The sequence below is a fragment of the Streptococcus sp. KHUD_014 genome, assembly GCF_051106275.1.
Lineage (GTDB): Bacteria > Bacillota > Bacilli > Lactobacillales > Streptococcaceae > Streptococcus.
Genome location: NZ_CP193666.1, coordinates 508,216 through 533,315 on the forward strand (window position 1 = coordinate 508,216; position 25,100 = coordinate 533,315).

General features: G+C 39.4%; 18 protein-coding genes and 1 other RNA gene. 14 read left to right on the forward strand and 5 right to left on the reverse strand.

Annotated features, from left to right (window positions below; translation table 11 throughout):
- Positions 1-54: 54 nt before the first annotated feature.
- Entirely contained in the window at positions 55-1,947 is a 1,893-nt protein-coding gene (locus ACORHT_RS02530; protein WP_434350494.1) for a DUF2207 family protein, read from the forward strand.
- A gap of 61 nt (positions 1,948-2,008) precedes the next feature.
- Positions 2,009-2,854 (forward strand): undecaprenyl-diphosphate phosphatase, encoded by an 846-nt coding sequence (locus ACORHT_RS02535; RefSeq protein WP_434350495.1) that lies wholly within the window; start codon positions 2,009-2,011, stop codon positions 2,852-2,854.
- A 139-nt stretch (positions 2,855-2,993) separates the two neighbouring features.
- On the opposite strand, the gene dinB is transcribed toward ACORHT_RS02535, so the two are convergent.
- Positions 2,994-4,055, reverse strand: a complete 1,062-nt coding sequence (gene dinB / locus ACORHT_RS02540) for a DNA polymerase IV (RefSeq protein WP_434350496.1) — start codon at positions 4,053-4,055, stop codon at positions 2,994-2,996.
- A gap of 236 nt (positions 4,056-4,291) precedes the next feature.
- On the opposite strand from dinB, the gene pflB reads away from it, so the two are divergent.
- Positions 4,292-6,607, forward strand: a complete 2,316-nt coding sequence (gene pflB, locus ACORHT_RS02545; RefSeq protein WP_414270984.1) for a formate C-acetyltransferase — start codon at positions 4,292-4,294, stop codon at positions 6,605-6,607.
- Between the two features lie 585 nt (positions 6,608-7,192).
- Entirely contained in the window at positions 7,193-9,295 is a 2,103-nt protein-coding gene (locus tag ACORHT_RS02550; protein WP_434350497.1) for an AAA family ATPase, read from the forward strand.
- 68 nt (positions 9,296-9,363) lie between these two features.
- Here ACORHT_RS02550 and ACORHT_RS02555 read toward each other — a convergent pair.
- Positions 9,364-10,712 (reverse strand): IS3 family transposase gene (locus ACORHT_RS02555; RefSeq protein WP_434350498.1). Its coding sequence is split into 2 segments (ribosomal slippage): positions 9,364-10,262 and positions 10,262-10,712, totalling 1,350 coding nucleotides; the frame shifts between segments, so codons are not numbered across the junction.
- Between the two features lie 77 nt (positions 10,713-10,789).
- Entirely contained in the window at positions 10,790-11,272 is a 483-nt protein-coding gene (locus ACORHT_RS02560) for an S-ribosylhomocysteine lyase (protein ID WP_004251981.1), read from the reverse strand.
- A gap of 205 nt (positions 11,273-11,477) precedes the next feature.
- On the opposite strand from ACORHT_RS02560, the gene ACORHT_RS02565 reads away from it, so the two are divergent.
- Positions 11,478-13,460 carry a peptide ABC transporter substrate-binding protein gene (locus tag ACORHT_RS02565; protein ID WP_434350499.1) on the forward strand — a complete coding sequence of 661 codons (1,983 nt, stop codon included), beginning with the start codon at positions 11,478-11,480 and terminating at the stop codon, positions 13,458-13,460.
- A gap of 277 nt (positions 13,461-13,737) precedes the next feature.
- On the opposite strand, the gene pbp1a is transcribed toward ACORHT_RS02565, so the two are convergent.
- Positions 13,738-15,894, reverse strand: coding sequence for a penicillin-binding protein PBP1A (gene pbp1a, locus ACORHT_RS02570; RefSeq protein ID WP_434350500.1), 2,157 nt, complete (start codon positions 15,892-15,894; stop codon positions 13,738-13,740).
- Complete coding sequence (gene recU, locus ACORHT_RS02575; protein ID WP_075229960.1) at positions 15,891-16,487, reverse strand: Holliday junction resolvase RecU; 597 nt, start codon at positions 16,485-16,487, stop codon at positions 15,891-15,893. Before recU ends, pbp1a begins: the two co-directional genes overlap by 4 nt.
- A gap of 67 nt (positions 16,488-16,554) precedes the next feature.
- Here recU and ACORHT_RS02580 point away from each other — a divergent pair, with 67 nt between their 5' ends.
- From ACORHT_RS02580 to cbpC, 9 genes are all read left to right on the forward strand, one after another.
- A complete protein-coding gene (locus ACORHT_RS02580; RefSeq protein WP_434350501.1) occupies positions 16,555-17,082 on the forward strand; it encodes an SLOG family protein in 528 nt (175 codons plus the stop codon).
- A gap of 69 nt (positions 17,083-17,151) precedes the next feature.
- Positions 17,152-17,481: a cell division regulator GpsB gene (gene gpsB / locus ACORHT_RS02585; RefSeq protein WP_075229958.1), complete on the forward strand. Its 330-nt coding sequence runs from the start codon at positions 17,152-17,154 to the stop codon at positions 17,479-17,481.
- An 18-nt stretch (positions 17,482-17,499) separates the two neighbouring features.
- An RNA gene (gene rnpB / locus ACORHT_RS02590) (RNase P RNA component class B) lies at positions 17,500-17,880 on the forward strand.
- Between the two features lie 82 nt (positions 17,881-17,962).
- Positions 17,963-19,120: a THUMP domain-containing class I SAM-dependent RNA methyltransferase gene (locus ACORHT_RS02595; RefSeq protein WP_434350502.1), complete on the forward strand. Its 1,158-nt coding sequence runs from the start codon at positions 17,963-17,965 to the stop codon at positions 19,118-19,120.
- Between the two features lie 12 nt (positions 19,121-19,132).
- Positions 19,133-20,596, forward strand: coding sequence for a cell division site-positioning protein MapZ (mapZ, locus tag ACORHT_RS02600; RefSeq protein ID WP_434350503.1), 1,464 nt, complete (start codon positions 19,133-19,135; stop codon positions 20,594-20,596).
- 76 nt (positions 20,597-20,672) lie between these two features.
- Positions 20,673-22,097 (forward strand): NADP-dependent phosphogluconate dehydrogenase, encoded by a 1,425-nt coding sequence (gndA, locus tag ACORHT_RS02605; protein ID WP_434350504.1) that lies wholly within the window; start codon positions 20,673-20,675, stop codon positions 22,095-22,097.
- 12 nt (positions 22,098-22,109) lie between these two features.
- On the forward strand, positions 22,110-22,799 hold the full coding sequence (locus ACORHT_RS02610) for a response regulator transcription factor (protein ID WP_434350505.1): 690 nt from the start codon (positions 22,110-22,112) through the stop codon (positions 22,797-22,799).
- 231 nt (positions 22,800-23,030) lie between these two features.
- Positions 23,031-24,041, forward strand: a complete 1,011-nt coding sequence (cbpJ, locus tag ACORHT_RS02615) for a choline-binding protein CbpJ (RefSeq protein ID WP_434350506.1) — start codon at positions 23,031-23,033, stop codon at positions 24,039-24,041.
- A 17-nt stretch (positions 24,042-24,058) separates the two neighbouring features.
- Positions 24,059-25,078, forward strand: a complete 1,020-nt coding sequence (cbpC, locus tag ACORHT_RS02620) for a choline-binding protein CbpC (protein ID WP_434350507.1) — start codon at positions 24,059-24,061, stop codon at positions 25,076-25,078.
- Positions 25,079-25,100 lie beyond the last annotated feature (22 nt).

Below are 25,100 nucleotides of genomic sequence, written 5' to 3' on the forward strand. Positions count from 1 at the left end.
CCCTTACTTGGAAAAAAATGATATAATGAGAAAAAGGTCAAAAGAGGCTATATTATGAAAAAAAGATGGTTAATAGTACTTATATTTACTTGTCTGATAATTGTTCCCAAACCGGTTTTTGCAGTGGAGTTTAGCATTCCATCCTATAAAGGAGAACTGTATATTCATGCAGATAATACAGCGGAATTTAGGCAGAAGATAGTTTACCAGTTCGAGGATGATTTTAATGGCCAAATCGTGGGTCTTGGTCGTGCAGGCAAGATGCCTAGCGGATTTTATATTGATCCTCAGCCAAAGGTTGAGGCCTTTAAAAATGGTCATAAAATCGAAAATTTTACTAGCGAAGTGACAGAAGAAACGAATGGTTATACTGTTAAAGTCTATAATCCAGGTCAGGAAGGGGACAGGGTCGAAGTGGAACTTACCTGGCAATTGAAAAATCTTCTTTTCTTATATGATGATATCGCTGAATTAAATTGGCAACCCTTAACCGACAGTTCAGAATCTATTGAAAAGTTTGAGTTTCATGTAAGGGGAGATAAGGGGGCCGAAAAACTCTTTTTCCACACAGGGCAACTTTTTAGAGAGGGAAGGATTGAGCAGAGTGGTCCTGACTATACTATTCGTTTAGATAATCTTCCGTCTCAGCGTGGAGTCGAGTTGCATGCTTACTGGCCGCGAACCGATTTTGCTAGCGCTATGGATCAGGGCTTAAAAGGAAATCGTTTAGAAGAGTTTAACAAGATAGAAGACTCGATTGTAAGAGAAAAAGAGCAGAGTAAATATCTAGTTACTTTGGTGGTTCCTTTGATTTCTTCACTTTCCTTGTTATTAAGTATCTGCTTCTATTTTATTTATAAAAGAAAGACAAGTCCTTCAGTCAAATATGCCAAAAATCATCGTCTCTATGAACCGCCGATGGAATTAGAGCCTATGGTTTTATCTGAAGCTGTTTACTCTACTTCCTTGGAGGAAGTGAGTCCTCTAATTAAAGGAGCAGGAAAATTCGACTTCAACCAGCTTATTCAGGCTACCTTACTAGATGTAATCGACCGTGGGAATGTCTCTATTATTTCAGAAGGAGATGCAGTTACTTTAAGGTTGGTAAAAGAAGATGGCTTGGCAAGCTTTGAGAGGACCTGTCTAAATCTGGCCTTTTCAGGTAAAAAAGAAGTTGCTGTTTCTGATTTGTTTGCGGATTATAAGGTCTCTGAGAGCCTTTACCGTGGAGCGAAAGCTACTGATGAAAAACGGATTCAAACAAAAGGCCGTAAGCTCAAATATTCTTTTGAAAGAGCATTGAAAGAGATGCAAGAAGGGGTCAAGGACCGAGTCGCTTTCTTGGGGCTGCCAAATTATTATCGCCCCTTGACTAGCGGGGAAAAGGTCTTGCAAGTGAGCATGGGTGTTTCTACTATTTTCCCACTAATCATCGGATTTGGTTTGTTCTTGTACAGTTTGGACGTTCATGGCTATCTTTACCTGCCCTTGCCCATACTTGGCTTACTAGGTTTAGTTTTGGCTGCTTTCTATTATTGGAAGATTCGACTAGATAATCGTGATGGTGTTCTAAATGAAGTAGGAGCGGAGGTCTATTATCTTTGGACGAGTTTTGAAAATATGTTACGTGAGATTGCACGACTGGATCAGGCTGAATTGGAAAGTATTGTTGTTTGGAATCGTCTATTAGTGTATGCAACTTTGTTTGGATATGCTGACAAGGTTAGCCATTTGATGAAGGTTCACCAGATCCAAGTTGAAAATCCAGATATCAATCTCTATGTAGCCTATGGCTGGCATAGCATGTTTTACCATTCAACAGCGCAAATGAGCCATTATGCCAGTGTCGCAAATACGGCAAGTACTTACTCAGTATCTTCTAGTAATGGAAGTTCTGGAGGCGGCTTCTCAGGCGGTGGCGGTGGCGGTAGTATCGGCGCCTTTTAAAGAAAACTAAACACAGTTTATAAAAGTATGATATAATGGAGGATAGAAAAAGGAGTTATCTATGTATCTTATTGAAATTTTAAAATCTATCTTTTTTGGTATTGTTGAAGGAATTACGGAATGGTTACCGATCTCAAGTACAGGTCACTTGATCCTAGCAGAAGAGTTTGTCCAGTATAAAGACCAGAGTGAAGCCTTCATGTCTATGTTTAACGTAGTTATTCAACTTGGAGCTATTTTAGCGGTTATGGTTATCTACTTTAACAAGCTTAATCCCTTCAAACCTGGTAAGGATAAGCTACAAGTCCGTAAAACTTGGCAGTTATGGTCCAAGGTTTTTGTAGCGACTCTACCTCTTCTCCTTGTCTTTAAGTTCGATGACTGGTTTGATACTCATTTTCATAATATGGTGTCAGTGGCTATTATGTTGATTGTTTATGGGGTTGCCTTTATCTATCTTGAAAAACGTAACAAAGCGCAAGCTATTGAGCCAACAGTTACTGAGTTGGACAAATTACCTTATAAAACAGCCCTTTATATCGGTCTTTTCCAAGTCTTAGCTCTTTTACCAGGAACTAGCCGTTCAGGTGCTACTATCGTCGGTGGTTTGTTAAATGGTACTAGTCGTTCAGTGGTGACAGAGTTTACCTTCTATCTAGGAATTCCAGTTATGTTTGGAGCCAGTGCTTTGAAAATTTTTAAATTCATCAAAGCGGGAGAAGTGTTGAGTTTTGGTCAATTCTTCTTACTTCTAGTTGCTATGGTAGTAGCCTTTGCAGTCAGCATGGTTGCTATCCGTTTCTTAACTAGCTATGTGAAAAAACACGACTTTACGATGTTTGGTAAATACCGTATTGTCCTAGGTAGTGTATTACTACTTTATAGCTTCGTTCGATTATTTGTATAAGAAAAAAGAGGCGGGGCAAAAAGTCTTTAAAATCAAAAAACGCATAATATCAGATGTTGAAAAACCTTGATACTATGCGTTTTATTGTGGGAAGATTTACTTCATTTACTCCTGAAATTGAGTTTTTGTCCAAGCTCTTTTAAAATCCAGTCACAGTGACTCCCAATAAGCGGGTTCCCTTATCTTTATCGGCTAGAGATTCATAAAGCTGGATAGCAGTTTGAGCAATGATTTCCTCATCCTGCGTGCTTTCCGACAAGCTTTTCCGTTTGGTAAGGGTAGAAAAGTCATGATAGCGGATTTTCAGAATAACTATTTTACCGGACTTTTCGTGTTTTTGGAGACTGAGAGCGACTTTTCTAGAGAGAATGGTCAGCTCTTTTTTGATATCTTCATCTAACTGGAGACTTTTCCGATAGGTTTTTTCTTTGCCAATCGACTTGCGAATGCGACTGGACTTGACAGGAGAATTATGAATACCACGAGCCTTTCGATAAAGGTCAAAGCCTAGTCGGCCGAAACGATCAATGAGAGTGATTTCTGGAATTTCAAGTAGGTCTCCCCCTGTAAAAACGCCCATCTGATGGAGTTTTTCTACTGTTTTTTTACCGACACCATGAAATTTGGCAATATCCATCTGCTTGAGAAAATTTTCAGCCTCATCAGGGACAATAACTGTCAAGCCACGTGGTTTTTGATAATCACTAGCCATTTTAGCTAGGAATTTATTGTAGGAAACACCAGCAGAAGCAGTTAGATGAAGTTCTTGCCAGATATCATTTTGGATTAAGCGAGCTATTTTGACTGCAGACTTGATCCCCAGTTTGTTTTGGGTGACATCCAGATAGGCTTCATCAATACTCATGGGTTCAATGATGTCTGTATAGCGTCTGAAGATAGAACGGATTTGCTGGCCAACTGCCAGATACTTGTCGTAATTTCCAGAAATAAAGATAGCCTGAGGGCAACGATCGTAAGCTTCTTTAGAGCTCATAGCAGAGTGGATTCCAAAAGCTCTTGCCTCGTAGCTACAGGTTGAAACAACGCCTCGACCCCCTGTTTTTCGAGGGTCATTTCCAATAATGACTGGCTTCCCTCGGAGATTTGGATTATCTCTGATTTCTACCGCAGCAAAAAAGGCATCCATGTCAATATGGATGATCTTTCTTGATGTGTCATTCATTAAAGGAAAAATCAGCATGCTATCTCCTTTGCTAGGGTGTTCTTATTTTCCATTATACTCTTTTTCTGAAAAAATGAAAACCAAGTAATTCTTTTCAAAACTATAATACAGTTTTATTTATTTTTGAAACTGTATTAGAAAAGAAAGTGCTAAAAAAGAGATTTTCTACTTGTTGAAATCGTTTACTGTATGTTATACTGAGTACATGAATGTAACAGATGACTGTTACTAGAAAGAAAAAAGAGGACATTAACATGGTTGTTAAGACAGTTGTTGAAGCACAAGACATTTTTGACAAAGCCTGGGAAGGCTTTAAAGGTGTTGACTGGAAAGAAAAAGCAAGTGTATCTCGTTTCGTTCAAGCAAACTACACACCTTACGATGGAGATGAAAGCTTCCTTGCAGGACCAACAGAACGTTCACTTCACATCAAAAAAATCGTAGAAGAAACTAAAGCACATTACGAAGAAACTCGTTTCCCAATGGACACTCGTCCAACATCTATCGCTGATATCCCTGCAGGATTTATCGACAAAGAAAACGAAGTTATCTTTGGTATCCAAAATGACGAACTCTTCAAATTGAACTTCATGCCAAAAGGTGGTATCCGTATGGCTGAAACTACTTTGAAAGAAAATGGATACGAGCCAGATCCAGCTGTTCACGAAATTTTCACAAAATATGTAACAACTGTTAACGACGGTATCTTCCGTGCTTACACTTCAAACATCCGTCGTGCTCGCCACGCTCACACTGTAACTGGTCTTCCAGATGCATACTCACGTGGACGTATCATCGGTGTTTATGCGCGTCTTGCTCTTTACGGTGCAGACTACTTGATGCAAGAAAAAGTGAACGATTGGAACTCAATCGAAGAAATCGATGAAGAAACAATCCGTCTTCGTGAAGAAATCAACCTTCAATATCAAGCATTGCAACAAGTTGTACGCTTGGGTGATCTTTACGGAGTTGACGTTCGCAAACCAGCGATGAACGTTAAAGAAGCTATCCAATGGGTAAACATTGCCTTCATGGCTGTCTGCCGTGTTATCAACGGTGCAGCTACATCTCTAGGACGTGTGCCAATCGTATTGGATATCTACGCAGAACGTGACCTTGCTCGTGGTACATTTACTGAATCAGAAATCCAAGAATTTGTTGATGATTTCGTTATGAAACTTCGTACAGTTAAGTTTGCTCGTACAAAAGCTTACGACCAATTGTACTCAGGTGACCCAACCTTCATCACAACTTCTATGGCTGGTATGGGTAACGACGGTCGTCACCGTGTTACTAAGATGGACTACCGTTTCTTGAACACTCTTGATAATATCGGTAACTCTCCAGAACCAAACTTGACAGTTCTTTGGACTGACAAATTGCCATACAACTTCCGTCGCTACTGTATGCACATGAGCCACAAACACTCTTCAATCCAATACGAAGGTGTTACAACAATGGCTAAAGATGGATACGGTGAAATGAGCTGTATCTCATGTTGTGTGTCTCCACTTGACCCAGAAAACGAAGAACAACGCCACAACATCCAGTACTTCGGTGCTCGCGTTAACGTTCTTAAAGCTCTTCTTACTGGTTTGAACGGTGGTTACGACGATGTTCATAAAGACTATAAAGTATTTGACATCGAACCAATCCGCGACGAAGTTCTTGAATTCGAATCAGTTAAAGCAAACTTTGAAAAATCTCTTGACTGGTTGACTGATACTTACGTAGATGCTTTGAACATCATCCACTACATGACTGATAAGTACAACTACGAAGCTGTTCAAATGGCCTTCTTGCCAACTAAACAACGTGCTAACATGGGATTCGGTATCTGTGGATTTGCTAACACTGTTGATACATTGTCAGCTATCAAGTACGCTACAGTTAAACCAATCCGTGACGAAAATGGCTACATCTACGATTACGAAACAATCGGTGAATACCCACGTTGGGGTGAAGATGACCCACGTTCAAACGAATTGGCAGAATGGTTGATCGAAGCTTACACAACTCGTCTACGTAGCCACAAACTATACAAAGATGCAGAAGCTACAGTATCACTTTTGACAATCACATCTAACGTTGCTTACTCTAAACAAACTGGTAACTCACCAGTCCACAAAGGTGTATACCTCAACGAAGATGGTTCTGTAAACTTGTCTAAACTTGAATTCTTCTCACCAGGTGCTAACCCATCTAACAAAGCTAAAGGTGGATGGTTGCAAAACTTGAACTCACTTGCTAGCCTTGACTTTGGTTATGCAGCTGATGGTATCTCATTGACAACTCAAGTATCACCTCGCGCTCTTGGTAAAACTCGTGACGAACAAGTTGATAACTTGGTAACAATCCTTGATGGTTACTTCGAAAACGGTGGACAACACGTTAACTTGAACGTTATGGACTTGAATGATGTTTATGAAAAGATCATGTCAGGTGAAGACGTAATCGTACGTATCTCAGGATACTGTGTAAATACTAAGTACCTCACTCCAGAACAAAAAACTGAATTGACACAACGTGTCTTCCACGAAGTTCTTTCAATGGATGATGCATTGCTATAAGATTCAGCAATACTAAAAACTGAGCCAGTCTGATGACTGGCTTTTTTAATTTGAATAAATATTGTTATAAATTTAGAGTTGGAAATTTGCTTTCTAGACATAGGAATCTACTTCCTAAGGTTAACATTGTTAGGCTATCATTGATGTTTATCATCAGTGAAGCTTGAAAATCAGCTCTTACTCGAAAAAAAGATAAGTAAAAGGTATTTTCATATTTAATATCTTCAGTACCATAAATTTTTTTAAAAAATAATAGTCAATTTAGGTCAAAATACTTGACCTTTACTGACCAAAGTGATATACTAAGAACATAAGGATAAGGAAAGTCCTTAGAAAACCTTGATTTTAAGATGATTGTATATACTATCTTAAGATCAAAGTATGGGTAAAACCTAGAAAAGAGGTACAACCTATGTTTTATTTTGATATTTTTAAAACACCAAGCAAGAATGTTTTGCTTTATAAAGAAAAACCTGAAATTATACGTAGAGTAGCAAATAGCTAGTCTAAATTTTTTAAAACAAAGGTCAGAGAAAGTCAAATTGTTTTGACTAAGTAAATTTGAAAACAAACGAGGTATGAAATATGAATAACAACTTTAATAACTTTAACAACATGGATGATTTGTTTAACCAATTGATGGGTGGTATGCGTGGATACAGTTCAGAAAACCGTCGTTACTTGATTAACGGCCGTGAAGTAACGCCTGAAGAATTCGCTATTTACCGTCAAACTGGTCAACTTCCAAGCGAAGGAAGTGAACAAGCTCAGTACGTTCAAGGTAAAGGTATGAAACAAGATGGGATTCTTGCAAAACTTGGACGTAACTTAACAGCAGAAGCTCGTGAAGGGAAGTTGGACCCAGTGATTGGACGTAATAAAGAAATCCAAGAAACTTCTGAAATTCTTTCTCGTCGCACAAAGAATAATCCAGTTCTCGTCGGTGATGCTGGTGTCGGTAAAACTGCAGTAGTAGAAGGATTGGCCCAAGCTATCGTGAACGGTGACGTTCCTGCAGCTATCAAGAACAAAGAGATTATTTCTATTGATATTTCTGGACTTGAAGCTGGTACTCAATACCGTGGTAGCTTTGAAGAAAACATTCAAAACTTGGTAAACGAAGTCAAAGAAGCTGGAAATATTATCCTTTTCTTCGACGAAATTCACCAAATCCTTGGTGCTGGTAGCACAGGTGATGGCCAAGGATCTAAAGGCCTTGCGGATATCTTGAAACCAGCTCTTTCACGTGGTGAATTGACAGTGATTGGAGCAACTACTCAAGATGAATATCGTAATACCATCTTGAAAAACGCAGCCCTTGCTCGTCGTTTCAATGAAGTAAAAGTTAATGCTCCATCTGCTGAAGATACCTTCAAGATTCTTCAAGGCATTCGAGAGCTTTATCAACAACACCACAATGTTATTTTGCCAGATGAAGTCTTGAAAGCTGCCGTTGATTACTCTGTTCAATATATTCCACAACGTAGCTTGCCGGATAAGGCTATTGACCTTGTGGATGTGACAGCTGCTCACTTGGCAGCACAACACCCAGTTACAGATGTACATGCAGTTGAGCACGAAATTCAAGCGGAAAAAACTAAACAAGAAGAAGCTGCGGCTAAAGAAGATTACGAAGCAGCTCTAAATGCAAAAGTTCGTATCGAGGAGCTTGAAAAGCAAATTGCTAATCATACAGAAGATCACAAGGTTACAGCTACTGTAAATGATGTAGCTGAGTCTGTCGAACGGATGACTGGAATCCCAGTATCGCAAATGGGTGCAACCGATATTGAACGATTGAAAGATATGGGTCACCGTTTGCAAACGAAAGTTATTGGCCAAGACAAGGCTGTTGAAGCAGTAGCAAAAGCTATCCGTCGTAACCGTGCTGGTTTTGATGAAGGTAACCGTCCAATCGGTAGCTTCCTCTTTGTAGGTCCTACTGGTGTTGGTAAGACTGAGTTGGCCAAACAATTGGCTCTTGATATGTTCGGAACGAAAGATGCCATCATCCGTTTGGACATGTCAGAATATAGCGACCGTACAGCCGTATCTAAATTGATTGGTACAACTGCAGGTTATGTTGGTTACGATGACAACAACAATACCTTGACAGAACGCGTCCGTCGCAATCCATACTCAATCGTACTTTTGGATGAGATTGAAAAGGCTGACCCTCAAGTCATCACCCTTCTCCTTCAAGTTTTGGACGATGGTCGTTTGACAGATGGTCAAGGTAACACTGTCAACTTCAAGAATACGGTGATTATCGCAACTTCAAACGCAGGCTTTGGTTACGAAGCTAACTTGACAGAAGATGCTGATAAACCAGAACTTATGGATCGTTTGAAACCTTACTTCCGTCCAGAATTCCTCAATCGCTTTAACGCTGTGATTGAATTCTCGCACTTGAGCAAGGAAGACCTTTCTAAGATTGTTGACTTGATGTTAGTAGAAGTGAACAAAACTCTTGCTAAGAAAGAAATCGACTTGGCAGTGAGCGATGCAGCCAAAGAATACATGACTGAAGAAGGATATGATGAAGTTATGGGTGTTCGTCCACTCCGTCGTGTGGTTGAACAACAAATCCGAGATAAAGTGACAGATTTCCACTTGGATAACCTTGATGCTAAACACCTAGAAGCTGATATGGAAGATGGTGTCTTGGTCATTCGTGAAAAAGCCTAAATAAAGATTTTAAAATAAAAAAAGGACCAGTTCAAACTGTACTGACCCCAAAAAGTTAGACAATTAATTTAAGCAAAGGATTTAGTTCTGTATTGTACAGGACTAAGTCCTTTTAGTTTTACCTTAATTCGTTTGTTGTTGTAGTAATCAATATAGTCTACAATAGCTTGTTCCAAGTGCTCAAGTGACTGAAACGTATTCTCATAACCATAAAACATTTCAGTCTTAAGAATGCCAAAGAAAGATTTCATCATACCGTTATCTGGGCTATTCCCCTTACGTGACATAGATGGTTGGATTCCCTTATTCTTTAAAAAATGATGATAGAAATCGTGTTGGTATTGCCATCCTTGGTCACTATGGAGAATTGTATTTTCGTAATGGTTCTCTGTAAAGGCTTGTTCTAGCATAGCTTTCATTTGTACTAAGTTCGGCGAAGTAGAAAGATTGTAGGAGATAATTTCGCTGTTAAATCCATCTAAAACTGGTGATAAATAAAGCTTTTGGCTGCTTGTTGGAATGGCAAATTCTGTCACATCTGTGTAGCACTTTTGCATTGGTTTGGTTGCTTCAAATTGACGTTGAATAAGGTTATCTGCTTTCTTGCCAACCTCTCCTTGGTATGAAGAATACTTCCGTTTACGGCGAATTCTAGCCGTTAAACCAAGTACTTTCATCAGACGCTGCACCTTCTTATGGTTCACTACGAAGCCACGATTTCGTAATTCTAGAGTCATGCGACGATAGCCGTAATTTCCTTTATGCTCAGTATAAATTGACTGAATTTCAGCTTTAATATCATAATCCTTATCGCTTTGATCCAGCTGTTTTAAGTGGTAATAATAGGTTGAACGGGCAAGCTTAATAATCTTTAGAAGGATATCTAAAGAAAACTCTATTACCAGTCCTTGAACAATTTCCGTTTTTCTTCTTGCTCCTTTTCGTCCCTCAATCGGAGTTCTCTCAACTTTTTTAGAATGGCATTCTCCGCTCTCAAGTACTCATTTTCTGCTTGAAGACGTTCTAATTCTGTCATATCTTCAAATCTTTTCTTTGGCTTACGTCCCATTTTAGGTGGTCTCCCTCTTGTTTTCTCAACAATAGTATACCCGTTTTTCTTATATTGTGCCAGCCAATTCGAAAGTAATCCACTACTTGGAAGAGCATAATCCAGAGACACCCTAATTTGTGAACGCCCCTCAAGAAGAACTTTATCAATGATCTCTTGTTTTAGTTCAAGAGAATAGTAACAATTCTTTCCTTTTTTGACGATCTCTATTCCATAACGATCAATCAATTTAATCATGTACTGAAGATTAGAAATGTTTATCCCAAATTGATTTGAAAGTTGTCTAAAGCTCTCTCCTTTCTTTCTTAATTCATATATTTGAACTTTATCTTCATAAGTTAATTTCATAATAAAAACACCCCAAAAGTTAGATTTTTATGTCTAACTTTTGGGGTGCAGTTCAAAAGCTGGTTTCTTTTTTATTATTAGATGACATGACGTTCAAAGGCATCGTCTGAGATTCCTTGTTGGAGAATCAATTTTGCCCATTCTTTAGCTGAAAATAGGCTGTGATCCTTGTAGTTTCCGCAAGATTCAATAGTTGTTCCTGGGACATCTTCCCAAGTTGTTGTCTCAGCGATTTCTTTTAATGAATCCTTGATGACAGCTGCGATTTCAGCGCTAGAATGACGTCCCCACATAATCATATGGAATCCTGTGCGACAACCAAATGGTGAACAATCGATCATACCGTCGATGCGAGTACGGATTAGCTTAGCCAAGAGGTGCTCAATAGTATGAAGTCCAGCAGTAGGGATAGAGTCCTCATTTGGTTGAACCAAGCGGATATCAAAGTTAGAAATGATATCTCCTTTCGGTCCAGTCTCTTCTCCAATCAATCGGACATAAGGAGCTTTTACAATCGTATGATCTAGTTCAAAACTTTCAACAATAACTTCTTTTGACATGGTATTTCCTTTCAACTTTCTTCTTTCATTATATCATAAAGATATAGTTGATAAATGTCAATGATTGAAATTTTCCTAAAAAGATTTTCATATTAGAAATAGAGGAAGAAAATATTTTCAAATCAATTTGAAAAATTCTGAAAATTGTATTGACACATGGCTGAAAAGGGACTATAATGTATAAAAAGTCATAAAGGAGTTTATTATGAAATTATCAAAAGTAATGGCCCTAGCAGGAGTGACTCTGTTAGCGTCAGGTGTTTTGGCAGCTTGTTCAGGTTCAGGCTCTAGTGCAAAAGGTGAGAAAACTTTTTCTTACGTTTATGAAACAGATCCAGACAGTCTCAACTATCTGACAACAGGTAAGGCTGCGGTTGCTAATATCACAAGTAATGTCGTTGACGGTTTGATGGAGAATGACCGTTACGGAAACTTCGTGCCATCTATGGCAGAAGACTGGTCAGTATCTCAAGACGGGTTGACTTACACTTATACAATCCGTAAAGATGCTAAGTGGTACACTTCTGAAGGTGAAGAGTATGCACCTGTGAAAGCTCAAGACTTTGTAACAGGTCTTAAATATGCAGCTGATAATAAGTCAGAAGCCCTTTATCTTGTTCAAGAATCCATTAAAGGTCTTGATGCTTATGTAAAAGGTGAAGTAAAAGACTTCTCAGAAGTTGGAATCAAGGCAATTGATGATCAAACTGTTCAATACACTTTGAATAAACCAGAAAGCTTCTGGAACTCTAAGACAACCATGGGTATTCTTGCACCAGTCAATGAAGAGTTCTTGAATTCTAAGGGAGCAGATTTTGCTAAAGCGACAGATCCAAGCAGTATTCTTTACAACGGTCCTTTCTTGTTGAAATCATTGGTTGCAAAATCTTCAGTAGAATTTGAAAAGAATCCAAACTACTGGGATAAGGACAATGTTCATATTGATAAAGTAAAACTATCATTCTGGGATGGTCAAGATACAGACAAACTTGCAGACACCTTTAAGGATGGCGGCTTCTCAATGGCTCGTCTCTTCCCAACAAGTGCAGGATATCCTGAACTTGAAAAAGAGTTTAAGGATAACATCGTTTATACACCACAAGATTCTGCTACTTTCTTAGTTGGGACAAATATTGACCGTCAGTCTTACAAGTACACTTCTAAGACTACAGATGAGCAAAAGACATCAACTAAAAAAGCTCTCCTAAACAAAGACTTCCGTCAAGCCATCGCCTTTGGTTTTGATAGAACAGCCTATGCTTCTCAAGTCAATGGAGAAAGTGGAGCGACAAAACTACTTCGTAACTTGTTCGTACCACCAACATTTGTTCAAGCTGATGGTAAAAACTTTGGTGAGTTAGTTAAAGAAAAATTGGTAACCTATGGTGACGAGTGGAAAGATGTTAATCTAGACGATGCTCAAGATGGTCTTTACAATCCTGAAAAAGCGAAAGCAGAATTTGCTAAAGCTAAGACAGCTCTCCAAGCAGAAGGCGTTCAATTCCCAATTCATTTGGATATGCCAGTTGACCAAACTAATACGACAAAAGTTCAACGTGTTCAGTCATTGAAACAATCGCTTGAAGCAACATTAGGAACTGACAATGTCGTTATTGATATTCAACAGCTTCAAAAAGATGAAGTCTTAAATGTTACCTACTTTGCTGAAACAGCTGCTGGAGAAGATTGGGATCTCTCAGATAACGTTGGATGGTCTCCAGACTACATTGACCCATCTACTTACCTTGATATCATCAAACCATCTGTTGGTGAAAATACTAAGACTTATCTAGGATTTGATGCTGGTACAAACAACGCTGCTGCCAAACAAGTTGGTTTGGAAGATTACGAAAAGATGGTTGTTGAAGCTGGCAATGAAGACACAGATGTTTCAAAACGTTATGATAAATATGCTGCTGCCCAAGCTTGGTTGACAGATAGCGCTTTGATTATTCCAACAACTTCTCAAACTGGACGTCCAATGTTGTCTAAGATGGTACCATTCACCCTTCCATTTGCATACTCAGGTAACAAGGGTATGAGTGAAGCCCTCTTGTACAAGTACCTTGAACTTCAAGATAAACCAGTAACTGCTGATGAATATCAAAAAGCTCAAGATAAATGGAAGAAAGAAAAAGAAGAATCTAATAAAAAAGCGCAAGAAGATCTTGCAAACCATGTGAAATAATAGTTGGTGAGGCTGGGACAAAAGTCCTAGCCTCTCAATTGTCTTTGGATTGTCGAGCAAGACGCAGTGGTTGAGTGGGCTCTACTACGCTGATTTCATCAGCTTTTACAGCCCTACTCAACTGTGCGGAGGTGGGACGACGAAATCGAATTCTAACGAATTACCGATTTCTGTCCCACTCTCACTTTTTGCATTCAATTGTTAACATTTTGGATTCCTTATATAGTAGTGGACAAGAAAAGACCTGAGCTATATTTCTCAGGTCTTTAATCATGTTTTATTGTTGCCCTTGTGTATTTTGTGGGGCTGGATTTTGTTGTTGAGTATTTGTAGTTGTATTTGGTACTGAGGCATTTGGATTGGTAGTGCCGTTCGTGTTTTCGGCAGAAGGAGCTTGGGCTTCCGTTGTGGAACTTGAACTTGAACTCTCAGTTGTTGTACTTGCTTGAGTTGACTGTGGAATCCAGTTACTTCGTGCTCCGTTTTTGAAGACGAATTCTCCACTTCTATAAACTCCTTCTGGCATCGTCCAGTCACCAGGGGAATCATCCTCGGAAAGGTACTGCATCATTGAGCGATAGATGTTGGCCGCTACTCTAAATCCATCTCCTTCGATTGGAGTGAGACGATTTGAATAACCTGTCCAAACCGCCATTGAATATTTGCGGGTATATCCTACAAACAATTCATCAGGTGCGACATAATCGTATCTCTTAATGTAATTTTCAATTTCATCATCTGTGTAGTTAGATGTACCCGTCTTACCTGCTTGAGGTAACCAGGACATGTAGGCACCACGGCCTGTTCCGTAGGTAAGTACAGTTTTCATTATTTCTGTCATCATGTAGGCAGTTGTTTCCTTCATAGCGCGAGTTCCAGCGTCAGAAAATTCTTTTGAACTACCATCACTAAAGATAACTTTATTGATATACATTGGTTTGTGGTAGATACCACCATTGGCAAAAGCAGCATAGGCAGCGGCCATTTTTTCACTGCTAGCACCATATTTTTTATTTGATTCAGTTGTATTACTTGAAATGGCGTTAGCATAGACCATAGTTGGGTAATCAATTCCTAGCCCATTTAGGAAAGTTTTAGCCTGGTCTAATCCGACCCTTTCAAGCGTTTCAACTGCTGTAACGTTACGGGATTGTTGGATAGCATATTGAAGGGTAATGTTTCCGAAATATGATTTATCCCAGTTGTAAACAGGAATATTTGTACCTGGATAGTTGTAAGGAGCATCTTTAAGCATGTATGCTGTTGAGTCATAGATGCCATACTCAAGTGCGGGAGCATAGTCTGTGATTGGTTTCATGGTTGAACCCCAGTCACGGTTGGTTTCCACCGCTTGGTTAATACCAAAGGATACGTTGCTTGATTGATGACGAGAACCGAGTTGGGCAATGACTTTACCATTTGTGACATCCACGATAGTAGAAGCCGCTTGAAGGTCATCATCTGGATAGTCAACGTATTCGTCAGTATTGTAGACGTCCCAAAGGCGTTTTTGTACCTCTTGGTCAACGTTTGTATAGACTTCCATTCCCGTTGTTAATAAGTTATAACCTGTTTCTTGTTCTACTTGGTCAATAACTTCTTTAAGGTAGTTATCCATATACTGAGGATAACTATTAACAGATCTTAGACTTTGAAGTCCATTAGTGATTGGTGTATTGATGGCTGTTTCATATTGTTCAGCAGTGAGGTAACCATGTTTTTGCATCTCTGACAAGACGAGATTACGTCTTTCAAGAGCTTCTTCAGGATGTGAATAAGGATCGTATTGGTTTGGAGCCTGTGGCATACCTGCTAAGAGTGCTAGTTGCGGAATAGAAAGATCTTTTAGATCCTTGCCATAATAGTTCTCTGCAGCAGTCTGCATACCATAGTTACCATTTGACATGTAGACTTTGTTAATGTAATAGGTCAAGATTTCCTGCTTGGTTGCTGTCCGTTCTAATTGAATGGCTAACCATGCTTCTTGAACTTTACGGGATAGGGTTTGATCAGCTGTTGATGTTGAGAAGTAGGTCAATTTTATCAACTGCTGAGTCAAAGTCGATCCACCTTGAAGACCACTATTGCTTCGAAGGTTACGAAGGAAAGCTCCTGCTATACGAATGCTATCAATTCCTCTATGGTTAAAGAAACGGTGATCCTCGATAGAGACAATCGCATTGACAAGATCAGTAGGAATGTCACTACTTTGAGCGTTGACACGACGCTCAGCGCCTAAATCAGCGATTAGCTCATTTTTGCTGTCATAAATCTTACTTGAAGTAGTTGCAACAAGCTTGCTCTCCGAAAGTTCAGGAGCCTTGTTTGCATAGTATAGAAAGACACCACCACCAAGCAGGAAAGCTGCGATAAATAGACTTAGCAAGCCAATGCTAAGGTATTTAACGATGCGCAAGATAGTTTGTTTGTTCATATTGTTTTACCACCTAGTAAATGTTGTTTGACTGTATCGAGATAAGGAATTTGTGGGAAAGCGGAATGCTCAATCACAAAACCGAATTCTCTGATATAGTCAAGCGGCATAGACTTTTTCCCCATATCCTGATGATAAAAACGGATGAGGTCAAATGCCGGCAATAAATACGTTTCTTGATAAGAAGAAAAGTGAAGAAGGACAAAGCAAATCCCTTTTTGTTCAAGGACTTGTTCCATATGTTGAATCTGATGAGGATGGAAGTTCTTCATCGGAATAGCATGTTTTTGCTTGGTTTCCTTAGCTTCGAAATCGATGTAAAATCCTTCATAAACTCCTGAATAGTCGGTTGTAGATGCTTGTCTAAAATAAGCTTCGACAATTTTAGCACGACTACGTTGCGGATAATCTACACGGACAATCTGCACAGGAGTTGGCTTCTTATGGATGACAGCCAAACCGTGTGTCAGATAATAGTCGTTTGTAGCGTTAATCATCTTTTCAAAGGACATCCCACGATTTGCGAAATTTTTAGTTTGTGAAGTGGGGAGCTGCCTTTTTTTCGATGAAATCTTATGCGGATAGTTGACCATAGTTCTCCTTATTGGTACAATAACATCACTCTATTATACCATAAACGTAGACAGAAAGGGTGAAAAAATGCATACAGCCTTGATTTTAGGCTATTCTTCCTTTGATCTAGGATTATTTAATGACAAGGATATTCGCCTAAAAATTATCAAAAAAGCAATTCGTAGTGATCTAGAAAAACTAGCAGAAGATGGTCTCAAATGGCTAGTATTTACAGGGACATTGGGCTTTGAATACTGGGTTTTAGAAGTAGCCAAAGAAATGAAAGCTGAATTTGGTTTCCAACTAGCAACTATTTTTGATTTTGAAACTCATGGAGATAATTGGAATGAGGGGAATCAAGTCAAACTTAGTGAATTTAAGCAGGTTGATTTTGTCAAGTATGCTTATCCCAAATATGAACATAAGGGACAATTAAGAGATTATCAGTTTTTCTTGCTTGAAAATACAGATGGGGTCTATCTTTTTTATGATGAGGAAAATGAAACAAAACTGAGATATTTTTACGAACTGATGAAAAAGAAAGACAACTATGTTACAAAAAGATTAACATTTGAAGAATTGAATGAAGTAGCCCAAAATTTTTCCGAAAATTGAGCCTTTGACCTTGCTTTTTGTTTGCCTTTTTTTATATAATAATACTAGCAACTGAGAATGGAGAGAGACATGGCAAGTATTATTTTTACAGCGAAAGATATTTTTGAACAGGAATTTGGAAGAGAAGTACGTGGATACAGTAAAGCAGAAGTAGACGAATTTTTGGATGATGTCATCAAGGATTATGAAACTTATGCTGCACTAGTGAAGTCACTACGTATGGAAATTGCTGAGTTGAAGGAGGAATTGTCGAAAAAACCTCAAGTGACACCAGTAGCTTCTGAATCAGCAGAGCTTGGAAGTACGACTTCAATGACAAACTTTGATATTTTGAAACGTTTGAATCGTCTTGAAAAAGAAGTATTTGGCAAACAAATCTTGGATAATTCTGATTTCTAAGAATGATTTTGTTGTGCAATTTTTGGATAATCGCGTGAAGAGAGTTTCTTTTCATGAGGAAAGTCCATGCTAGCACAGGCTGTGATGCCTGTAGTGTTTGTGCTAGGCGAAACCATAAGCCTAGGGACGAGAAATCGTTACGGCAGTTGAAATGGCTAAGTCTTTTGATAGGTCAGAGTAGGCTTGAAAGTGCCACAGTGACGGAGTCTCTCTGGAAACGGAGAGAGTGGAACGCGGTAAACCCCTCAAGCTAGCAACCCAAATTTTGGTCGGGGCATGGAGTGCGCGGAAACGAACGTAGTACTCTGACTGCTATCAGCTAGAGCTGCTAGTGGTAGACAGATGATTATCGAAGGAAGTGGTCCTAGTCACTTCTGGAACAAAACATGGCTTATAGAAAATTGCATATAGGTTGGGGCTGAGACATTTTTCTCAACCTCATTTTTTAAAGGGAACAAAGAAAGGTCTACAAAAGACTGAAATGAAACAAACATTTAATTTAATTGCAACTGCTGCGGCGGGTTTGGAAGCTGTAGTTGGGCGTGAGGTACGCGATCTTGGTTATGATTGTCAAGTTGAGAATGGACGTGTTCGTTTTCAAGGTGATGTGAAAGCAATCATTCAAACTAACCTGTGGCTAAGAGCTGCGGATAGGATCAAAATCGTTGTGGGAATATTCCCAGCAAAAACATTTGAAGAGCTTTTTCAAGGTGTTTTTGCCTTAGATTGGGAGAACTATCTCCCGCTTGGGGCCCGTTTCCCAATTTCCAAGGCCAAGTGTGTTAAGTCGAAATTACACAATGAACCAAGTGTTCAGGCAATTTCCAAGAAGGCAGTTGTTAAGAAATTGCAAAAACATTATGCACGGCCAGAGGGTGTACCTCTCATGGAGAATGGACCAGAGTTCAAGATTGAAGTTTCAATTTTGAAAGATGTGGCAACTGTGATGATTGATACTACTGGCTCAAGTCTCTTTAAGCGTGGTTACCGCACTGAAAAGGGTGGAGCTCCGATCAAGGAGAATATGGCAGCAGCGATTTTGCAACTGTCAAACTGGTATCCAGATAAGCCTTTGATTGATCCAACCTGTGGTTCTGGAACTTTTTGTATTGAAGCTGCTATGATTGCACGTAAGATGGCACCAGGTTTGCGCCGTTCCTTTGCCTTTGAAGAATGGAACTGGGTCAGTGACCGCTTGATTCAAGAAGTCAGAACGGAAGCTAGTAAGCAAATAGATCGAGAGATTGAACTGGACATCATGGGCTGTGATATCGATGGACGTATGGTGGAAATTGCTAAAGCAAATGCCCAGGCTGCAGGAGTATCTGGTGATATTCTCTTTAAGCAGATGCGTGTGCAGGATTTGCGTTCGGACAAGGTTAATGGAGTTATTATCTCTAACCCACCTTATGGAGAACGTTTGTTAGATGATGCAGGAGTGACTAAACTCTATGCTGAAATGGGTGTGGTTTTTGAACCTCTCAAGACTTGGAGTAAGTTTATCCTGACTAGTGATGAATCTTTTGAAAGCAAGTATGGTAGTCAGGCGGATAAAAAACGAAAACTCTATAATGGTACTTTGAAAGTTGATTTATATCAATATTTTGGTCAACGTGTTAAAAGAAATCCCGTAGATTAGAAAGGAGTTGCCATGGATCCAAAGGATAAAAAAGAAGAAATGTTAGAATCGGAGAATACCTCCCAAGAACCTCAATTTGATTTTGAGGAAGCTAAGGATTTAACGGTTGGACAGGTTATTCGAAAAAATGAAGAAATTGAAGCGGGAGTAACTCCTGATGATTCCATTTTGGACAAATACATTAAACAACACCGTGAAGAAATCGAGGCTGATAAATTTACAAACATTCAGGCTAAGAAAGAGGAACTTCAAAGCTTAGATGATTTGCTTCAAGACGCCAAAGAAACGATTGATGAAGAGACAGAACCAGTAGAAGAAGTTTCTGATTCAGAGAAGTTTGATGAAGAAGAGGGAATAGAAGGTCAAGAATTCATCCTCCCACCACTAGAAGAAACCTTGGTTATGGATAAAAACTTAGTGGAACCTGCAACGGAGGCCCTTGTGGTCGAGGATGATGAAGCTTTGCAAGAGGAACTTCAATCCCTGTCTCGCTCTTCTCAAGCAGAAGATGAACCACAGAACAAAAAAGTAAGGTTTATCTTATCGGCAGTGGTAGCAGTTATTATTCTTATTTTAGGAAGTGGCTACTATGTCTACCGTCAAATCTCTCGCTCTTCACAAGAAATTCAGTCTCAATCATCTGATGCTGGCTTGGTGAGTAACCAGGCGATCCTAGATCAATTCAATAGTTTATATGACACTTTTTATACTGACCAAAATAAGACTGCTTTAAAAAACAGTCAATTTGGTCAATTGAATCAGCTTAAAGCCCTTTTGGACAAACTTGAAGGGGCGAGAGAACATACTCTCGTTAAGTCAAAATATGATAGTCTTGAAACACAAATCAAGGCAGTTCAAGATGTCAATGCTCAGTTTGAAACCCCAGCTATCACTGATGGTGTCTTAGATACGAATGCTAAGGTTAAGGCAGATGCCAAATTTACCGAAGTTAAGACTGGTAATACAGAGATTGACAAACTGCTAGATAAGGCGATTAGCCTCGGTAAGAGCCAACTTTCAAGTTCTACAAGCTCAAGTAGTAGTCAAGCAAGTTCATCGAATCAAACAGAGTCAAGTTCAACTACTGAAAGTAATGCTAGCAACTCCACTAGTCCATCAACTTCCACTGGTGAATCTGCTTCGGCTAACAATATCCTTGATAGTGGATTATCAAGCGAAGGTGTTAATTTGCAAAGAAGCGCTAGCCGAGTGCCGTATAATCAATCTGCTGTAAACAATAGTAGTAATCCTGCCTGGACCTTTGCAGATGGTGTTCTGGAGCAAATCCTTGCGACCTCACGTGCGCGTGGCTACATTACGGGTAACCAATACATTTTGGAACCTGTGAATATTGTTAATGGTAATGGCTATTACAATCTGTATAAACCTGATGGAACCTATCTCTTTACTCTTAACTGTAAGACAGGATACTTTGTAGGAAATGGGTCAGGCCATGCGGATGACTTAGACTACTAGTCAAATTGTTACAAAATTCTTTCTTTTCACAGATAAACATGATAAAATAAAACATATTAAATAAGAGGAGTGTCACATGACAAAAGCTAACTTTGGTGTCGTAGGTATGGCCGTGATGGGTCGTAACCTTGCCCTAAATATCGAATCTCGTGGTTACACAGTTGCTATTTATAACCGTAGTAAAGAAAAGACAGAAGATGTAATTGCTTGCCACCCTGAAAAGAACTTTGTGCCAAGCTATGACGTTGAAAGTTTTGTAAATTCAATTGAAAAACCACGTCGTATCATGCTCATGGTTCAAGCTGGACCTGGTACAGATGCGACCATCCAAGCCCTTCTTCCACATTTGGACAAAGGCGATATCTTGATTGACGGAGGAAATACTTTCTACAAAGATACTATCCGTCGTAATGAAGAATTAGCTAACTCAGGTATCAACTTTATCGGTACAGGGGTTTCTGGTGGTGAAAAAGGTGCCCTTGAAGGTCCTTCTATCATGCCTGGTGGACAAAAAGAAGCCTACGAATTGGTTGCGGATGTTCTTGAAGAAATCTCAGCTAAAGCACCAGAAGATGGCAAACCATGTGTGACTTACATCGGTCCTGATGGAGCTGGTCACTATGTGAAAATGGTTCACAACGGTATCGAGTATGGGGATATGCAATTGATCGCAGAAAGCTATGACTTGATGCAACACTTGCTTGGACTCTCTGCAGAAGACATGGCTGAAATCTTTACTGAGTGGAACAAGGGTGAGTTGGATAGCTACTTGATTGAAATCACTGCTGACATCCTTGGACGTAAAGATGATGAAGGTCAAGATGGACCAATCGTAGATTACATCCTTGATGCTGCAGGTAACAAGGGAACTGGTAAATGGACTAGCCAGTCATCACTTGACCTTGGTGTACCATTGTCACTCATCACTGAGTCAGTATTTGCGCGTTACATCTCTACTTACAAAGAAGAACGTGTACACGCTAGCAAGGTGCTTCCAAAACCAGCTGCTTTCAAATTTGAAGGCGACAAGGCTGAATTGATCGAAAAGATCCGCCAAGCTCTTTACTTCTCAAAAATCATCTCATACGCACAAGGTTTTGCCCAATTGCGTGTAGCTTCTAAAGAAAACAACTGGAACTTGCCATTTGCAGACATCGCATCTATCTGGCGTGATGGCTGCATCATCCGTTCTCGTTTCTTGCAAAAGATTACAGATGCTTACAATCGTGATGCAGACCTTGCTAACCTTCTTTTGGATGAGTACTTCTTGGATGTTACTGCTAAATACCAACAAGCGGTTCGTGATATCGTAACTCTTGCGGTCCAAGCTGGTGTACCAGTACCAACTTTCTCAGCAGCTATTACTTACTATGATAGCTATCGTTCAGCTGATCTTCCAGCTAACTTGATCCAAGCACAACGTGATTACTTTGGTGCCCACACTTACCAACGTAAAGACAAAGAAGGAACCTTCCACTATTCTTGGTATGACGAAAAATAAGTAGGCCAAGCTATGGGGAAACGGATTTTATTGCTTGAAAAAGAAAGAAATCTAGCTCATTTTTTAAGTTTGGAACTCCAGAAAGAGCACTATCGGGTTGATCTAGTAGAGGAGGGGCAAAAAGCCCTTTCTCTGGCTCTTCAGACAGATTATGATTTGATTTTATTGAACTTTAATCTGGGAGATATGACGGCTCGGGACTTTGCTGAAAGGCTGAGTCGAACTAAACCTGCTTCTGTCATCATGATCTTGGATCATTGGGAGGACTTGCAAGAAGAGCTGGAAGTCATTCAGCGGTTTGCAGTTTCTTACATCTATAAGCCAGTCATTATCGAAAATTTGGTTGATAGAATTTCAGCGATTTTCCGCGGACGTGATTTTATTGATCAGCATTGTAATCAGATGAAGGTGCCAACGGCCTACCGAAATTTGAGGATTGATGTTGAAAATCACACGGTCTATCGTGGTGATGAAATGATTGCTCTCACTCGTCGTGAATATGACCTCTTAGCTACACTCATGGGGAGTAAGAAAGTCTTAACTCGTGAACAATTGCTAGAGAGCGTCTGGAAGTATGAAAGTGCTACAGAGACCAATATCGTAGATGTCTATATCCGATATCTACGGAGCAAGATTGATGTCAAAGGTCAAAAGAGCTACATCAAAACAGTGCGTGGTGTTGGTTATACCATGCAGGAATAAAAAAGCAGTTGCAGTTATGTAACTGCTTTTTTTGATCTTTAAAATAAACGAACCTCTTCATCGGAAATTTCATGAGGCTTGGCTGTGCTGTCTATCAGTTTATTTTTTAAACAAATTGGTCAGTCTTAACTTCAAGTTCAAAGCAAACTTTGAGTAGATTCTTGTTGGTTTAAACTTAATATATTGATAAAAACAAAAACATTTGCTATAATCATTTTGGAGGATAAAAGAATGAAATTTTTGAAAAAATTAATGCAAATCGCATTAGCAGTCTTTTTCTTTGGTTTGCTAGCGACAAGTGCAGTATTTGCGGATGATGCTGATTCGGAAGGCTGGCAATTTGTCCAAGAAAATGGTAGAACCTACTACAAGAAGGGGGAACTCAAAGAAACCTACTGGCGAGTGATTGATGGGAAGTACTATTATTTTGATCCTCTATCTGGAGAGATGGTTATCGGCTGGCAATATATCCCGTTTCCATCTAAAGGTAGTACAATTGGTCCTTACCCAAATGGTATCAGATTAGAAGGTTTTCCAAAGTCAGAGTGGTACTATTTCGATAAAAATGGAGTGCTACAAGAGTTTGTTGGTTGGAAAGCATTAGAGGTTAAAACTAAAGACAGTGTTGGAAGAAAGTATGGGGAAAAACGTACAAATCCGGAAGACAAAGAAGAGAAGAGTTTTTACACGAACTATTACTTTAATCAAAATCATTCTTTAGAGACAGGTTGGCTTTATGATCAGTCTAATTGGTATTATCTAGCTAAAACGGAAATTAATGGAGAAAACTATATTGGTGGTGAAAGACGTTCAGGTTGGATAAATGATGGTTCAGCTTGGTACTATCTAGATCCAACAACTGGTATCATGCAAACTGGTTGGAAGCAAATTGGCAATAAGTGGTACTACCTCCGTTCATCAGGAGCTATGACAACTGGCTGGTATCAGGAAGGCTCAACTTGGTACTATTTAGATGCTGAAAATGGCGATATGAAAACAGGCTGGCAATATCTTGGTAACAAGTGGTACTATCTCCGTTCATCAGGAGCTATGGCAACTGGTTGGGTGAAAGATGGTTCAACATGGTACTATCTAGATCCTACTAATGGAGACATGAAAACAGGTTGGATAAAAGTAGGAGGAAACTGGTATTATCTCAATTCCTCTGGAGCAATGGTTACAGGTAGCCAAACTATCGATGGTAAAGTTTATAATTTCGCCTCATCTGGTGAGTGGATTTAATATTGGAGGGTATATAGATGAAAATTTTGAAAAAATTGATGCAAGTTGGACTAACAGCATTTTTCTTTGGTTTGCTAGCGACAAGTACAGTATTGGCGGATACCACAGGTGGACAGTTTGTTGATAAGGATAATAGAAAATATTATATAAAAGATGACCATAAAGCAATCTATTGGCATAAAATAGACGGTAAAACCTACTATTTTGGTGGTAGAGGAGAGATGGTTGTCGGTTGGCAATACGTAGAAATTCCTGGAACAGGTTATCGTGATAATTTATTTGATAATCATGGGGTAAAAGAAATTGGACTCCAACAAAGATGGTATTACTTTGGTTCGGATGGCGCTTTGCTAGAACAGACAGAGAAACAAGTCTTAGAGGCAAAATCGTCTGAAAATACAGGAAAAGTATATGGTGAACAGTACAATCCTTCTGCCGAGAAGAGAACATATTACTTCGATGAAGATTACGCCTTGAAGACAGGATGGATTTATGAAGATGGTCATTGGTATTATTTAAATAAGCTTGGAAATTCTGGCGATGATTCTTACTATCCACTACCAATTGGTGAAATGGCTAAGGGTTGGACTCAAGATTTCCATGTTATTTTTGGTATTGACAGAAGCAAACCTGCTCCATGGTACTACCTAGACCCAGAAACTGGTATTATGCAAACGGGTTGGCAATATCTTGGTAATAACTGGTACTACCTCCGTTCATCAGGTGCAATGGCAACTGGCTGGTATCAAGAAGGTACCACTTGGTATTATTTAGACCAGCCAAATGGCGATATGAAAACAGGCTGGCAATATCTTGGTAACAAGTGGTACTATCTCCGTTCATCAGGAGCTATGGCAACTGGTTGGTATCAAGATGGTTCAACTTGGTACTACCTAAATGCAAGTAATGGAGATATGAAGACAGGTTGGTTCCAGGTCAATGGCAAATGGTACTATGCCTATAGTTCAGGTGCCCTAGCTGTGAATACAAAAGTAGATGGCTACTACGTCAACTACAATGGCGAGTGGGTACAATAATGAAAACAAGCGATTGTGAAGG